Genomic DNA, 14385 nt, shown 5'->3' on the forward strand with positions numbered 1-14385 from the left:
CTTGTTCATTATTTATCGTTATGTTATGATGAAATTAGATAGAGCCAATATCAAAAACATCGCTTTAAAATCAAGATAATTTATGAAAAAAGTTAGGAGATATGGACATGAAAAAGCATAAGGGAATCAAAATTGCACTACTATCTATACTCATCATCCTCATTGGCATCACCATTATACAAGCCATCATTTTTGATAAAAAAGGTAGGAGTGATATCACTGTGCCAACGTTGTGTGAGAAATATCATTTAAATCTTGAAGATATTGATCAAAGTCAAATCAGTAAAGTACAAGGATTTCTGAAGCGGCCATATTATGAAATCAGACTGCAATTTGATACATATCATATGGAATTTTATATTGATGGAAAAGAAAAAGACTTAACTGATAAAAATATCACAGATACAAAAACACTTCATTTACCTGCTGGAGATTTGAAACTTACAAGAGTAAATGTAGCAGGTGAAGGCGTTGAAATATTCAACTATTTTAGTTTAGAAAATTCAGTTTCTCATTATCATGGTTTTTTAGTAAAACCACAAGATGAAGATGAAAAATTCAACGAAAAGAACATGAAGGAAATCTCAACAATATTTGAATCTATTTTCCAATGAAAATGTGCAGAGGATATCTGCACATTTTATACGTTTGGAATCTTTTTATGAACTATAATTATTTCGTCAGTTATTTACAACATCTTCCAAGGTATACTTTTTTCCACCATATAATCGTTGTTCCTCTACAGAAATCAATTCTTCTTTTAGTTTTAATATAGCTTCACGTTGTTCAGTATTCACAACAAAAAAATAACTCAGTTGTAACTAACTAAGTTATAACTGAATTAATAAAATCCCTTTATTCAAGGGATTTATCACGATATTTATAATATAATTTCAAGACATCTCTGGCGAGTAATTCATCAATAATCAATGTATTGATATATCCACCATTTAATGCACCAAACAAGCACTTTGCTTTCTTGGTACCTACTGCCACAGCAACTACATTTTCGATATTCTGAAGATCATCCAAGGAAATTCCTATTACTTTTTTATCTAATTCCGGATCGGCAAGACTGCCATCCATCTTAATAAAATGGGCCAATAAAACACCAACGACACCTTCTTGTACCAGCTTTTTCTTTACCTCTGGTGTCAGTGTGCTTTCCCATGCTTTTGTCTTGCTGTTATACAACTCACCAACACTTGTTAATACAACTTTTGCATCTCTTGCTTCATTAAGTACGCGTTGAATAATTGGCTCCTTCGCAAGACTGTCACGAATGATATCATTTTCTACCACAAGAGGAGAGTAAATCTGAGAGAAACTGCCTTCATATTTATCTACCAGTGTACGTATTAATTCAGGGGTATTATAAGCGGAGTTATTATTGCTTTCTGTAGTGCCCATCAGCTGGATAACATTGATATGTTTCTTGCTTGTTGGTTTAATTTCTTCCACTACATGATATACTGTTTCACCCCAGGTAATGCCAATTGGCGTATGGATTTCCAAAATACTGTCGAGATGCTGTGCAGCCATTTGTGTGACACGTTTCATCAACATTTCAAAACTGGTACCATAATCCTTTGCGACAATAACATCTTTTAACTGATAGATATTTTTCAATTCATTTTCTAGACGGAAAACACGCTCCATAGGATAGTTGATTTTAATTTCCACTACCTTTTCTTCGATCGCTTTTGATAACAATCGTGATACTTTAGAACGTGAAAAAAACAGGCGGTCCGCAATTTCCTGCTGACTTAATCCTCTTTCAAAATATAAAGAAGCTACTTCTGCCATAATACCGGCATTCTCATCATTATTTCTCATATTTACCTCCATGTGTAGCGCAAAACACCTGTGGTTATCGCAGGTGTTTTTCTAAATCAAGTCGATGGTATTGTTCGCTTGGACAATCATTTTCTTTCATAAGTTTGATCATTTTCTGAATCATCTGATTTTCAACTTCCTCGTTATGAAGTGGCTGCAGTTGACCAGGATCATTTACATTATCAAACAGCAGGTTTCCAAAATGGGCAACGCGGTATTTATCATTGGCAGGAATCTTTAAAGTTTTGCATAGCTTTGTGAAAGGAAATGGTTCCTGTAAGGTGGCTTCCTGTAATTGGGAAACAGGAACCCGCCTTGTCATGTAGACTGGCATGAGTGTGTAATTATAAATATCGTTCGCCCGTTTTGGAAGTGCTGCACGCATATAGGTGTAATGACCATCAGTGACATTTACATGTCCACTAAATACACCATAGATTGCGGCCTCACGTACTGGTTTATCCTCTGTAATCACATCGGATAAGATATGTCCTTGCATATCCTGAGGAATTGGCAGATTGAAGTAATCCAAAATGGTTGGTGCCCAGTCAATCAATTGTACAAGAGAATTTCGATGTACATCTTTCACTGGGTGTTTAGGATCCCATATAAACATTGGCGTATTTGCGATTTCATTGTAGTAAGGCATCTGGTTTTTACCCCAGTAGCCATGTTCCGATAACAGGAAGCCATGATCAGTACCAACGATCAACATGGTATCTTTCCATAAATCATAGCGATCCATAAGATCAAGTACACGTCCTAAGTGGTGATCACACATGGATACCAAAGAACGATACTGATGTTTACAATGTTCTATTTCTTCTTCACTTTGTGTGACTTTTCCACGTGGCCAGTCAAAGTGTTTTCCTTCGTATTCTTCAGGATATAACTCTTGATATTTATCAGGTGAGAAGAATGGTTCATGTGGATCAAAGGTTTCAATTTGAAGCAGCCAGTTATCTTCTTTATGATTCTTTTCAATAAATTCACAGCCTAAATCAAATACTTGTGAAGAAGGGAACTGTTTCTCATCTTTGATATATTCACGATTGACCCAATCATATTTCCAACCACTGGCAACGCCTGTGCCATCTTGTTTTGTTGGTGTAAAAACAACAGGTGGTATATCGACATCACCAACACAGCCTTTCCAATGATCCCCTTCCTGACCACGTACAATCTCCCAGGAACTGTAGCGGTTATGGTAGGTGCATCCGCCATCTTCCCAATAGTGAAGATGATCACTAATTAAGTGAGTGTAAACGCCATTTTTCTTTAAGATTTCTGGCATAGAATCATCAAATGGTTCCAGAGGTCCCCATTCTCTATGTAAGAAGTTGTGACGTCCTGTATGCAGCTCACGACGAGCTGGCATACAAGGCATACTGCCAACATAAGATTGATCAAAAGTAACTGCGTGTTCTCCTAATCGAAGAAAGTTTGGTGCGATTGTTTCGCAATCAGGTTCATAATTTGGAAGATATCTTCTATTTAAGCTATCGTAAAATACTATGATTGCTTTCATAGGCCTATTTTACTCGGGCATCAGGGAAGTATTCATCAACGATCTTACTAATGGAAGCCGCAATACCTTTACCATCCATAATATTTACGACTTTGATTACGTGTTCTTCTGGCTGAAATGTAACACCTTCCGCAAGCTTTGTGGATATTGCAATGATATCTGTCCAGTCCTTCATGGAAGGCATTTCTCCAACAGCTGTATGTTTTACTTCAGCGTTAATACCTTCTGCGACTAATGCTTTCTTTACAATACTTTCAGAAATGGCGCTGCTTCCTACACCATAACCACAAACGAATAATACATGTACTTTGTCTTTCATATCGATTACCTCCTAGTTATTAAAATAAATTACCGATAAATTTCATTACTTCTGTGACTGCAGGCCAGAATGTTGAGAAGTCAAACATACCAGACCAACCTGCACCTTGTGGATACATCATTAAGTGGATTGCCCAAATAGTACCAAATGTCTGAATGAAACCTAATAATATAGAGCATACGATGATAGATTTTACTCCACCATATTTGTTTGCGACGATACCAATAGGACCACCACTGAAGAATAAAGGTGTAAATCCAGGTAAAACCATAACTGTACTATGTGTTGCAAGCAGAATTAACATTGCCAGAACAGTACCAATGGTAGTGAAGATAAAACCTAAAGTTGCGGCGTTTGGTGAGAAAGGCAGCATGGCAGCTACATCGATTGCTGGGACAGCGTTTGGCACAAGTTTTTCTTGAATACCTTTGAATGCACCAGTTAATTCACCACACATCATACGAACACCAGTTAACAGAATGACCATATCCATAGAGAAATTGATACCTGTTAAAATAATGAAATTAAACCAGTGCTGTTTACCTGCAAGTTCTTGAATACCACTAATGCCTAATGGTGACATGAAGGCACCTACGAACACTGCCATGATCAATGCGACAGATGTTACGTTATTGTTGAAGATGGATAACCATCCAGGAAGTTTTAAGTTTTCTGCGTCCTGTTCAGGATTACCAAAGAATTTTGCGATTTTACCGAAGAACCAGATACCAATCTGCTGATTGTGTCCTACTGTAAATCCAGCGCCACCGGTAACATCATCAATTGTTTTATAAGCAAGTGTTGTTGAGAATGCCCAATAGATACCAACTAAGATACCAGAGATGATGACAGCGGTTGATCCTGAAACGCCAAGTACTGCGATGACTAACCATAAGATTGCCTGAGAATGTGCAATACCAGCATTACCAGTTAAGAATACACCTTTTGCTTTGGTATATTTACCAAGCCATACCAGTAATAAGTTTACTGCGAATGCGATTAAGAATACATATCCAACAAGTCCGAATGCATTTCCTAATGCTTCCTGTGTAGTAGATTTCATTGCATAGGAATCCATGATATAACCTTGAATTCCAAATGAATTTGCGACTGCGGTCGTAATTGGTTTGAAGATATTACTGAATTGTGTTCCACCGAAGATGACCATTTGAATACCAACCATGGCACTGATGGTTCCTGTAATAATTTTAACTGGTTTTTCTTTGTTTAAAATGTATCCAATACAGATCAATAATCCTATCAGGATAACTGGTTCTGTAAGGAAATCATTAACTAAGAATTTAAAAAATCCACTCATTGTGTTTCCTCCTCAAATGTTAGTGTTTCAAACATTTCATATAGTTTCTCTGCATCATTTGTATGTAGAATTTTTTCCATTGTATCTGGATCACCTAAGATTTCAGCGACTTTGGCTAACATAGTTAAATGATTTTCGTTATCTACGCAGGCAATCGGCATGATGAAGGTTGCCTTGCTGGCTTCATCTGAATCAAAATAGACAGGTTTTTCCAGTTTTAGAATACTAATGGAATTTTTTAAAACTCTGCCTTCACTTCTTGCATGAGGCATTGCGATATCAGGAGCGATAACGATATAAGATCCTAAGTCTATCACAGTCTGAATCATTGCATCAATATATGATTCTTGTATACATTGGTGTTCCAGCAATGGTTTTGCGGCAATTCTGATTGCTTCTTTCCATGTGTCCACATGATCCATTGTCTGAATAAAATCCTTTTCAATTAGTTTTCTTTCCATTTCTTTCTCCTTCCATCGGTATGTGTAAGCGCTTCACATTTATAAAATACCCTCTGTTTTACACAAATGTCAATGATTTAGAAATTATTGCACATATGTGCAGAAACTGTTTCTTACGTTTTCTGCAACTTGCACATTTTTTATTATTTAGCCTTTTGAAATAGTGCTCTTTACTTTCTTTTCTAATACTGGATATGCAGCAGAACTTATAGAAAATAAATCTCCGCTTTTGGTTTCTACGCTATACATATCGATTAATCCAAACATACCTTTTACTTTTTTGATTTCTTTTACTTGTTTAAACTTGAAATATTTATGATAAAAGTAAAATCCTTTATCATCATAGTAGAAGGAATTGATGGTGATTGCATTGATTAATTCGCCAATACTGATAAGAGTTATCATTATACCAAGACCAGTCATAGAAGGATTATTAATATTCACGATGGCGAGAATACAGCCAATAATACATAGTAATACGAAACTGAGAATAGAGAACCAGCTTCCTCTTACACAATATAATTGCGGTTTTTGTGTTAAACGTTGTTTAATGGTTTTGTTTACCAAAATGCTTTGATGGACTCTTTTTGACATAATAAACAGTCCTAATACGGAAAATATAATAACAATGATCATAATTTTCACAGCCTTTCTTTACTGATTTTATATTAATCAAATTCTCATATACTCTCAATAGAGCGAACAAAATTGCAGAAAAAAGGACAAATGCGCACAAATAACGATGAAAATATAATAAAAAAATGCACATATGTGCATTTTTATGTGTTTTTACTGAAAAAACAGACTGGCTTTTTTAGACCAGTCTGTTTTACATCTTTAAAAGTTTAAAGATGATAGATAAACAATACGATGTCTACACAATCAGAAATAGTAAAATTAGCATAAGGAAAGGAAATTTCTGTCAATGAACTTATATTATTGGGAAATAGTCATTCATTAAGCATATGGACAAACATGTGTGTTCATACATCGTTTGCTTATGGCTCACTATAGAAATTATCTATAGTATTACCTAAATTTGGATTATTTATCAAGCTTTTAAGATTTATCTTTTTCATCATAATTATAGAAAGGAGGCAATCCTACTGCATTTAAACCATATTCATGAAATTCTTCCAATATATCTTTATTAACACGATTATCCGTAATGACATATTGAAAGGCACTTGCATCAGCAATAATGAATTGATGTATGGTGCCAATTTTTGTACTGTCAGCTAATAAAAATATTTCACCTTTACATTGATTAATCATCATTTCATTAATTGATACTTCATGTAAAACAGCGGTACTCATACCTGTGTGTATATCAAAGCCACTACATCCTAAAAAGCATTTGTTTGCGGTAACACGATGCAAATTCGTAAGAGCAAAATCTCCAACCATAGACTCTTTAGGAATACGTAGCTCACCACCACTTAATACGATAGAAACTAAAGGATCATGTTCCATAAAAATTGCTTTTCCATTGTTGGTAATCACTGTGACTCTTTTTCCTCGTATATACTTCAATACAAGTAATGCAGTAGAACTGGTATTAATGAAAATAGTATCACCATTTTCAACATATTGTGCCGCATATTTAGCGATAGCATGTTTATATGGCTCATTTGATTTTGTAGGATCTTTACTTTCTAAATGTTGAATGATTTTAGCACCACCATAAAATCGATGGACAAGACCTTTATCTTCCCAATATTGCAAATCCCGCCGTATCGTTAAAGGGGAAACTTGAAATTGTTCAGCTAAATCGTCAACGGATACTTCTATCTTTGCTTGAACTTCCTTTAAAACTGATTTTCTACGTGAAGCAACAAGAATATTTTTTGTTTTCATATGTGTACCTTATTTAGCTTTCCCACTTTTTATAATCATATCCTGTAAAGCTTTTTCAATCTGAATATTTTTACAGTGTTTATCCAGCTCCCACATAACTCTCTTTAATTGCATGTTTCTAAAAATCAGTTTAAAGTGATGATTTTTACTGTAGCAAACCACTTGAAATTTAGACTGTTGACAAACAGATACTTCAATTTTATCCACAGTATTCCAAGAAATAGTAAAAAAGACTTTTTCAAAACCATTATCACTAATGCCTCTTCTAATTGCAAATGTTGAAAATAGGAATGTGTACACACAAATGTTTCTTACAATTTCCATAAGCGTGATTTTTTCTGTGATTGGAAATATGATAATTACAAAAAACATGATTAAGGCAATTGTAAAGATATCATCATGACCTTTCACTAGAATTTTTTTGTTTCGTTTAATGACCATGTAAAGGATATAAAAACATCCTAAAATTAGTAGAATTGAAATTAATAAATTTAAATAGTACATGATCGCACCTCCATTTGATTGCTTCTATGGTCATGATACCACGCTGAATGGTATAAAACAATCATAAAATGAATTAAAACACCTATTAAATACTAAAAAATCCATAAAAACGCACAAGTGTTCCTAAAAAACATTGAATTAAATGAATGATATGATATAAAAAATGTAAGAGCTAACAATATTTTGGAGGTTAGCAGAAAAGGAGGTTGTAAAATGGATTTATCAAAAGTTAGTTGGAAAAATGCAAAAGAAAAACTTACAGGACAGCCAGTTATGTTACTGTTTGGTTCGGTAGAAGAACATGGTTATCATCTTCCCATGGATACAGACACACAAATTATGAATGCAATAGTGGAGTCTTTAGAACAGGATTTTAAGATACATCATTATCCAGCAATAACATTTGGACAGGTATGGTCTGCTAAAGATTATGAAGGTACTGTTTCAATAAATGAAGATGTGTTGATGATGTATGGTGAAGAGGTTGTAAAAAGTATGATGCGTGCGAAAGTGTCAAAAGTAATTTTATATTCATTCCATAATGGAAATTTAAGTTGCTTAAAAAAGATACAAAGGCAAATAAAGGAAGATGGATTTCAAGAAATATATATTTTATCTTACCCAAACATTGATAAAGATGTTTCTTACTTACTTGACTCATCTTTACCAAATGGTATTTGGCATGCAGGAGAACTGGAAACTTCTTTGATGTTGTATTTGAATGAAAAAGATGTAGATTTGACGAAAGCAGTAGTAGAAGATCAAGGTGCAAATAGGAAACAACAGCTTCGCGGGGATAGTTGGCGCAATTTTAACAAATCAGGAGCCTTTGGAAATCCTGCTATAGCAACAAAAGAAAAAGGCAGAAAAATTTATGAACAGATAATTTGCAAATTAAAAAAAGATTTAGAAATTATTTTAGAAGAGGAGTAAAAATATGAAAAACGATAAAATAAAATTAATTGTATGTGATTTAGATGGCACTTTGTTAAACAGCAAAAAAGAATTGACAAAGGCAAGTATTGATACGTTAAAAGAAGCAAAGCAAAGAAGTATATGTGTATGTTATGCAAGTGGGCGTTATGATCAGATGATGTCTGTTTATTCTGAAGCAATTGGTGGTGCTGATTATTTATTATCATGCAATGGGGCTTATGTGAAATCAATAGATGGAGAAATTTTATATAAAGAATGTTTAGATGATGGTGTTAAAGAAAAAATTTATGAGTATTTGTATGAACACGATATGGTGGCAATGACTTATACAACAGATCATATGTATTATGTGAAAGACAGTGAAGTTTTAATGAAAAGAATAACAGATTATGAAGCATTAGCAAAAAGCAAGGGATATCCAATTAAATTACCAGCAACTCCAATTGAGTTAACTGGGTGTCATGATTTCATAAAAGATGTAATCAAAATCGTAGCATATGATGAGCCAGATAGATTAAGCGCATTTTCTGACTATGTTTCAAAACTAGATCATGTAAAAAATGAAAGTACAGGGTATGGATTAATGGGTGTATTTCATCCTGAAGTATCTAAATATTCTGGTATAGAAGCAATAAAAAAAGCAATGAATATTACTGATGAAAATGTTATTGTATTTGGAGATTACGATAATGACTTAAGTATGTTTGCTTGTGCTAAACATAGTGTTGCTATGGCGAATGCAAGTGAAAATGTTAAAAAAGCAGCAACGGATTTTACACTATCTAATGATGAAGATGGTGTGTCAGAATATATCAAACATAACATATTTTGATAAATGTTTGATTTCATGAGAACATGCATAAAAATGTACATAAAAAATAAAAAACAGACAAAACAGGCGATAAAATTCGTATAAAATGAACAATATTCGTAAAATTTTATTGACGAATTGCTTATTACAGCGCATAATCTAATCGTAAAGTGTTTGCAAGCGCTATCAACAAGGCAGGAAAATATGAATAGTTTGATATAAAAAATTCTATAATAAGACCTGTCGCTCAAAATGAGGAAGGAGAAACAAAATGGATTTCAATTGGTTATTAGATTTGTTGTTAAAACAGATATTCGGTCAACCGTTTATCTTGATTGGTTTAATCGTATTAATCGGTTACCTGGCAATGAATCAGAAATTTTCAAAAGCATTAACAGGAGCATTAAAAGCAGCAATTGGTATTATCGTTATGGGTATGGGTTCTGGTGCTTTGATTGCGAACTTCAATAAGCTGATTGTCGCAATACAAACTGCTACAGGAATTACTGGTGCCGGACTTAACACTTATCCTACAATGACTGCCGCATATGAAAAAATGGATGCAATACTAGGCTCAGGAACAGGAGCTAGCTGGGGAATTTATACATTACTTGTGGCATTTATCTTAAACTTAATCTTTGTTGCTTTACGTAAATATACAAAAATCAGAGCTGTATATTTAACTGGAAATGCAATGATCGTACAGGCAGGTATCTCAACTTACATCGTATGGAAGTTCTTAGGTACTGGTATGATTCCAACCATTATTATTGCTTCAATTATTACAGCATTATATTGGGGAATTTTCTCAACAATGTTGATAAAACCAACACATTTGATTACTGGCGCAGACTTCACAGTTGCTCACCAGCAGATGTTTGCAAGTTATATCGCTTATAAAGTGGCTCCATTTATTGGAAACCCTGAGAAAGACGATATTGAAAAGAAGAAATTACCTGCTTCATTAAATATCCTACAGGATAACGTTATCGCAACAGCATTGGTAATGTTCTTGTCAGTCGCAATTATCTTCTTGGTTATTGGATCTAAAAATATTGACTGGCTGCGTGGACCTGAAGGTTTAGCACAAGCTGGTTTAACAAACAATCTTGTATTCCTATTCTGGATTACAATTACATTAACAGCAAACATCTATGTACTGTTAGCTGGTGTACGTATGTTTGTTGGTGAAATTATGATGTCATTCAAAGGTATTTCTGAAAAATTATTACCTGGTGCAGTAGCTGGTGTAGACTGTGCAGCAACTTTCGCTTTCGCACCTAAATCAGTTGTATTAGGTCTTGTATTTGGTACTGTTGGACAGGTTCTTGGATTATTAGGATTGATCGTATTTAAGACTCCAATCTTCTTAATTCCTGGATTTATTCCATTGTTCTTCGATAACGCAACAATTGCAATCTTCGCTAATAAATTTGGTGGATGGAAAGCAGCTGGTGTTATTTGTACTTTGAACGGTTTTGTTCAGATTTTCGGTTCTATGTTAGCTGTTCAGATGACTGGCTTATCATGGTGGCAAGGTAGTGCAGACTATGCAACTGTATGGGTAGCAATCATCGGAATCTTAAAAGCTATTGGATCAATGTTAGGTATACCAGTAGGAGCATAAGCCTACAGATATAAATATTAATAGGAGGTAACATTATGCATAAAAACAGTAAAGTTAATGAAAAATTAGTAGTACAGCCAGTGTTTGTCAGCCTAATGCACAAACACGCATTTATGGGGCCTTGTCGTTATGGGTGTGGAGAAGAATTGAGTTACGAATTTGATTATAACGCAGCTCAAAAAGATTTAGCAAACTTCAATGATGATATTGCTAAATATATTGATCACAGATATGTTGAATTACTAGATACAAAATTCATCGAATGGCATGAAGATTTCGCAGTTCCTGATGAAGCAGTTGAAGAAGCAACTTCAAGAAATGATGAAGTAGATGTATATTTAATTTCTGGTACAAGACTTATATCTTATGTATCAACAATTCTTGCGAAGAGAACCAATAAACCATTGGCATTCTGTCCATTATCAACAAGTAAATATTCTCGTTTAGGCGGCATTGATGCTACAGCACACATGCGTGCATTAGGCTTTAATGAAATGTATAACGCATTAAACTATGATGATTTAAATAGAACTTTCCGTTTATTAAAAGCTAGAAAAGCGTTGAAAGATACAAAATTATTGTATGCATTGAGAAACAATGTATTATCATTTGGTTGTGTAAGCTCATTTATCAATCTTCAGGATGTTACAGATCGTTTTGGAATGGAAATCCTTAATTATAATGGATTAGAATTCTTTAAGATTATGGATGAATTTACAGATGAAGAAAATGAAGAAGCAAAACGTATTGCAGAAAAACTAGTAACTGAAGCAAACGGTGTACACATGCCAGCTGAAAATGTAGTAAACGACGTTCGTTTCTACTTGGCAGTAAATAAGATGTTAAATCTTTATAACTGTAGTGCATTCACAATTCCTTGCTTTGAAATGTGTGCAACTATGGAATTGAATAAACGTCATTTAACATTCTGTTTAACAAACTCTCTATTAAAAGACGAAGGAATTCCTGCAGCTTGTGCAGCTGATGTTGGTTCTGTTATCTCATTGGCAATTCTGATGAATATTGCTAGAAAATCTCCACATATGGGTAACTGTATGGTTCGTGTACAAGATATGGAAAACAATACAATGAGAATTCTGCACGATGTTTGTACTAAGAAAATGAAGGGTTATGATGAACCAGATCTTCCAATCGATTATGTAAGTTTCACAAAGGGCAACTGGGGTGCAACAATGCGCTATGACTTTGCGAAAGATAAAGGTGAAACTATTACAATGATCAACATGAGTCCTAGAATGGATAAGATGATGATTGCAAAAGGTGAAATCACAGGATGCGATGATTTCTTAACTCAGGAATGTCGTCATGCTGTTGTATTCAAAGTTGCTGATGCAAGAGATTTCCATGAAAAAGAAGCTGATTTCGGACATCACTATGCATGGGTATATGGAGATTATACAAAAGACCTTGAAGAATTCGCTAAACTGATGGGCATTGAACCAGTCATCGCTTAATTAAAATAACATAAAACAAAGACCAAAATTGGCTAAGGAGGAAACGTTTATGTTAAAAATCTTATGTGTTTGTGGTAATGGAATGGGTACAAGTACAATCTTAAAAATCAATGTTAGAAAAATTTGTGATGAAAATAATATTGATGCAGAAGTAGAATCTTGTGCTTTTGGTGAAGCATTGGCTTATCTTTCTAATACTGATTTAGTATTAACAAGTCCAGAATGGTCTTCTATGCTTCCACCAACTGATGCTGTATTAGCACAAACAAAAAATTTGGTAGATCTAGATGGTGTAAAAGAAACATTGATCAATGCCATTAAAGAACATTTTCCAAATGAAATGAAATAATGAACGGAAGCAGCGATTGATCATCTTTCGCTGCTTTCTGTATATGGGAAGGAGATACTATGTACGATGTCTATAATATAAGAAAAGATTTCCCGATGTTGAAAAAAAACATGCAAGAGCATCCTTATATATTTCTTGATAATTGTGCGACGACATTAAAACCAGAAAGTGTGATTGATGCCGTATGTGATTATTATAGAAATTATAGTGCCAATGCAAATAGAGGTGATTATGATTTCAGTTATCTAGTGGATGAACGTATTGAGCATGCACGAAAACATGTAGCTGATTTTATTCATGCGAAAAAAACAAGAGAAATCGTATTTACAAGTGGAGCAAGTGGCGCATTAAATCTGGTAGCATATGGATATGGAAGAAAGCATTTAAAAAAAGGTGATGTTGTATTAACAACAGAAGCTGAACATGCTTCCTGTATCTTGCCTTGGATGCGTGTTGTAGAAGAAAAAGGTGCTGTTTTAAAATACATTCCCTTAAATGAAAAAGGCGAATTAACAGCTGAAGCTGTTTCATCCATGATGGATGAACATGTTAAAATGATTGTAACAGCGCATATCACAAATGTATTAGGCTATATTGCGCCAATGAAAGAAATTTGCGAAGTAGCCCATCGATACGGTGCTTTGGTATTGGTAGATGGTGCCCAAAGTGTGCCACATTTGCCTACAGATGTACAAGAAATGGATTGTGATTTTTTAGCATTTTCTGGACATAAAATGTGTGGACCAACTGGCATAGGTGTACTTTATGGAAAAATGGAACTTTTACAATCTATGGATACCTTATTTTTAGGTGGCGCCAGTAATGCTAATTATGATATGTGTGGAAATATTCAATTAAAACAGCCACCATATAAATTTGAGGCAGGAACACAGCCTTTAGAAGCAATTTTCGGATTAGATGCCGCAATCACATATTTAGAAACTTTAGGCATGAAGAACATACACCAACATGAAGTAGAACTACACGATTATGCAATTTCTGAATTAAAGAAAATGGATCATATCAAGCTTTATAATCCCGATACAACAACAGGTATCATAACATTTAATGTAAAAGATATCTTTGGATTAGATGTTGCTAAATATTTTAATCATCATGGTATTGCAGTTAGAACAGGACAACATTGCTCAAAATTATTAGTAGATCGATTAGAAGATTATTCCACAATTCGTGCTAGTATTTATCTTTATACCACAAAAGAAGATATTGATAAATTCTTAGAAGTATGTAGAAATGCCACAAAGAAAAACTGCTTTGAATTAATATTCAAGGGATAGGAGATATAATATAATGAGTAAAGTAGATGAAATAACAAGAGAATCATGGATTCTTGGCGCATTCCC

15 protein-coding genes are annotated in these 14385 nt (G+C 34.1%); 7 read left to right on the top strand and 8 right to left on the bottom strand.

The features are described from left to right. Positions 1-107: 107 nt before the first annotated feature. Positions 108-614, top strand: coding sequence for a hypothetical protein (locus tag DW761_RS09340; protein ID WP_117454539.1), 507 nt, complete (start codon positions 108-110; stop codon positions 612-614). A gap of 241 nt (positions 615-855) precedes the next feature. Here DW761_RS09340 and DW761_RS09345 read toward each other — a convergent pair whose 3' ends face one another. The 8 genes from DW761_RS09345 to DW761_RS09380 all read right to left on the bottom strand — a co-directional run bounded on the left by DW761_RS09345 (position 856) and on the right by DW761_RS09380 (position 7823). After that, positions 856-1836: a sugar-binding transcriptional regulator gene (locus DW761_RS09345; RefSeq protein WP_158552294.1), complete on the bottom strand. Its 981-nt coding sequence runs from the start codon at positions 1834-1836 to the stop codon at positions 856-858. A 34-nt stretch (positions 1837-1870) separates the two neighbouring features. After that, positions 1871-3364, bottom strand: a complete 1494-nt coding sequence (locus DW761_RS09350) for a sulfatase (protein ID WP_117454541.1) — start codon at positions 3362-3364, stop codon at positions 1871-1873. A gap of 4 nt (positions 3365-3368) precedes the next feature. Further along, positions 3369-3683: a PTS sugar transporter subunit IIB gene (locus tag DW761_RS09355; RefSeq protein WP_117454542.1), complete on the bottom strand. Its 315-nt coding sequence runs from the start codon at positions 3681-3683 to the stop codon at positions 3369-3371. 19 nt (positions 3684-3702) lie between these two features. After that, a complete protein-coding gene (locus DW761_RS09360) occupies positions 3703-5001 on the bottom strand; it encodes a PTS sugar transporter subunit IIC (RefSeq protein WP_117454543.1) in 1299 nt (432 codons plus the stop codon). Continuing rightward, on the bottom strand, positions 4998-5462 hold the full coding sequence (locus DW761_RS09365; protein WP_117454544.1) for a PTS sugar transporter subunit IIA: 465 nt from the start codon (positions 5460-5462) through the stop codon (positions 4998-5000). Before DW761_RS09365 ends, DW761_RS09360 begins: the two co-directional genes overlap by 4 nt. A gap of 147 nt (positions 5463-5609) precedes the next feature. Beyond that, positions 5610-6056: a hypothetical protein gene (locus DW761_RS09370; RefSeq protein ID WP_147322643.1), complete on the bottom strand. Its 447-nt coding sequence runs from the start codon at positions 6054-6056 to the stop codon at positions 5610-5612. A 465-nt stretch (positions 6057-6521) separates the two neighbouring features. Next, entirely contained in the window at positions 6522-7319 is a 798-nt protein-coding gene (locus DW761_RS09375) for a DeoR/GlpR family DNA-binding transcription regulator (RefSeq protein ID WP_117454546.1), read from the bottom strand. Between the two features lie 9 nt (positions 7320-7328). Further along, a complete protein-coding gene (locus DW761_RS09380) occupies positions 7329-7823 on the bottom strand; it encodes a hypothetical protein (RefSeq protein ID WP_117454547.1) in 495 nt (164 codons plus the stop codon). 213 nt (positions 7824-8036) lie between these two features. Here DW761_RS09380 and DW761_RS09385 point away from each other — a divergent pair, with 213 nt between their 5' ends. The 6 genes from DW761_RS09385 (at position 8037) to DW761_RS09410 (ending at position 14319) form a co-directional block, all read left to right on the top strand. Then, entirely contained in the window at positions 8037-8756 is a 720-nt protein-coding gene (locus tag DW761_RS09385) for a creatininase family protein (protein ID WP_117454548.1), read from the top strand. A gap of 4 nt (positions 8757-8760) precedes the next feature. Beyond that, entirely contained in the window at positions 8761-9591 is an 831-nt protein-coding gene (locus DW761_RS09390) for a Cof-type HAD-IIB family hydrolase (RefSeq protein ID WP_117454549.1), read from the top strand. Between the two features lie 250 nt (positions 9592-9841). Then, positions 9842-11197: a PTS transporter subunit IIC gene (locus tag DW761_RS09395; protein WP_117454550.1), complete on the top strand. Its 1356-nt coding sequence runs from the start codon at positions 9842-9844 to the stop codon at positions 11195-11197. Positions 11198-11232: 35 nt separating this feature from the next. Continuing rightward, positions 11233-12672, top strand: a complete 1440-nt coding sequence (locus DW761_RS09400) for a hypothetical protein (RefSeq protein ID WP_117517784.1) — start codon at positions 11233-11235, stop codon at positions 12670-12672. 49 nt (positions 12673-12721) lie between these two features. Continuing rightward, positions 12722-13021 (top strand): PTS sugar transporter subunit IIB, encoded by a 300-nt coding sequence (locus tag DW761_RS09405; RefSeq protein WP_117454552.1) that lies wholly within the window; start codon positions 12722-12724, stop codon positions 13019-13021. A 59-nt stretch (positions 13022-13080) separates the two neighbouring features. Beyond that, positions 13081-14319, top strand: a complete 1239-nt coding sequence (locus DW761_RS09410; protein WP_117454553.1) for an aminotransferase class V-fold PLP-dependent enzyme — start codon at positions 13081-13083, stop codon at positions 14317-14319. Positions 14320-14385: the final 66 nt, after the last annotated feature.

It is taken from the genome of Absiella sp. AM29-15, from assembly GCF_003434225.1.
GTDB classification, from domain to species: domain Bacteria; phylum Bacillota_I; class Bacilli_A; order Erysipelotrichales; family Erysipelotrichaceae; genus Hoskinsella; species Hoskinsella hominis.

Bases quoted from the DNA above. Each gene is read 5' to 3' on its own strand.
- DW761_RS09340 (WP_117454539.1), top strand. From the start codon at position 108: ATGAAAAAGCATAAGGGAATCAAAATTGCACTACTATCTATACTCATC.
- DW761_RS09345 (WP_158552294.1), bottom strand. From the start codon at position 1,836: ATGAGAAATAATGATGAGAATGCCGGTATTATGGCAGAAGTAGCTTCT.
- DW761_RS09350 (WP_117454541.1), bottom strand. From the start codon at position 3,364: ATGAAAGCAATCATAGTATTTTACGATAGCTTAAATAGAAGATATCTT.
- DW761_RS09355 (WP_117454542.1), bottom strand. From the start codon at position 3,683: ATGAAAGACAAAGTACATGTATTATTCGTTTGTGGTTATGGTGTAGGA.
- DW761_RS09360 (WP_117454543.1), bottom strand. From the start codon at position 5,001: ATGAGTGGATTTTTTAAATTCTTAGTTAATGATTTCCTTACAGAACCA.
- DW761_RS09365 (WP_117454544.1), bottom strand. From the start codon at position 5,462: ATGGAAAGAAAACTAATTGAAAAGGATTTTATTCAGACAATGGATCAT.
- DW761_RS09370 (WP_147322643.1), bottom strand. From the start codon at position 6,056: ATGTCAAAAAGAGTCCATCAAAGCATTTTGGTAAACAAAACCATTAAA.
- DW761_RS09375 (WP_117454546.1), bottom strand. From the start codon at position 7,319: ATGAAAACAAAAAATATTCTTGTTGCTTCACGTAGAAAATCAGTTTTA.
- DW761_RS09380 (WP_117454547.1), bottom strand. From the start codon at position 7,823: ATGTACTATTTAAATTTATTAATTTCAATTCTACTAATTTTAGGATGT.
- DW761_RS09385 (WP_117454548.1), top strand. From the start codon at position 8,037: ATGGATTTATCAAAAGTTAGTTGGAAAAATGCAAAAGAAAAACTTACA.
- DW761_RS09390 (WP_117454549.1), top strand. From the start codon at position 8,761: ATGAAAAACGATAAAATAAAATTAATTGTATGTGATTTAGATGGCACT.
- DW761_RS09395 (WP_117454550.1), top strand. From the start codon at position 9,842: ATGGATTTCAATTGGTTATTAGATTTGTTGTTAAAACAGATATTCGGT.
- DW761_RS09400 (WP_117517784.1), top strand. From the start codon at position 11,233: ATGCATAAAAACAGTAAAGTTAATGAAAAATTAGTAGTACAGCCAGTG.
- DW761_RS09405 (WP_117454552.1), top strand. From the start codon at position 12,722: ATGTTAAAAATCTTATGTGTTTGTGGTAATGGAATGGGTACAAGTACA.
- DW761_RS09410 (WP_117454553.1), top strand. From the start codon at position 13,081: ATGTACGATGTCTATAATATAAGAAAAGATTTCCCGATGTTGAAAAAA.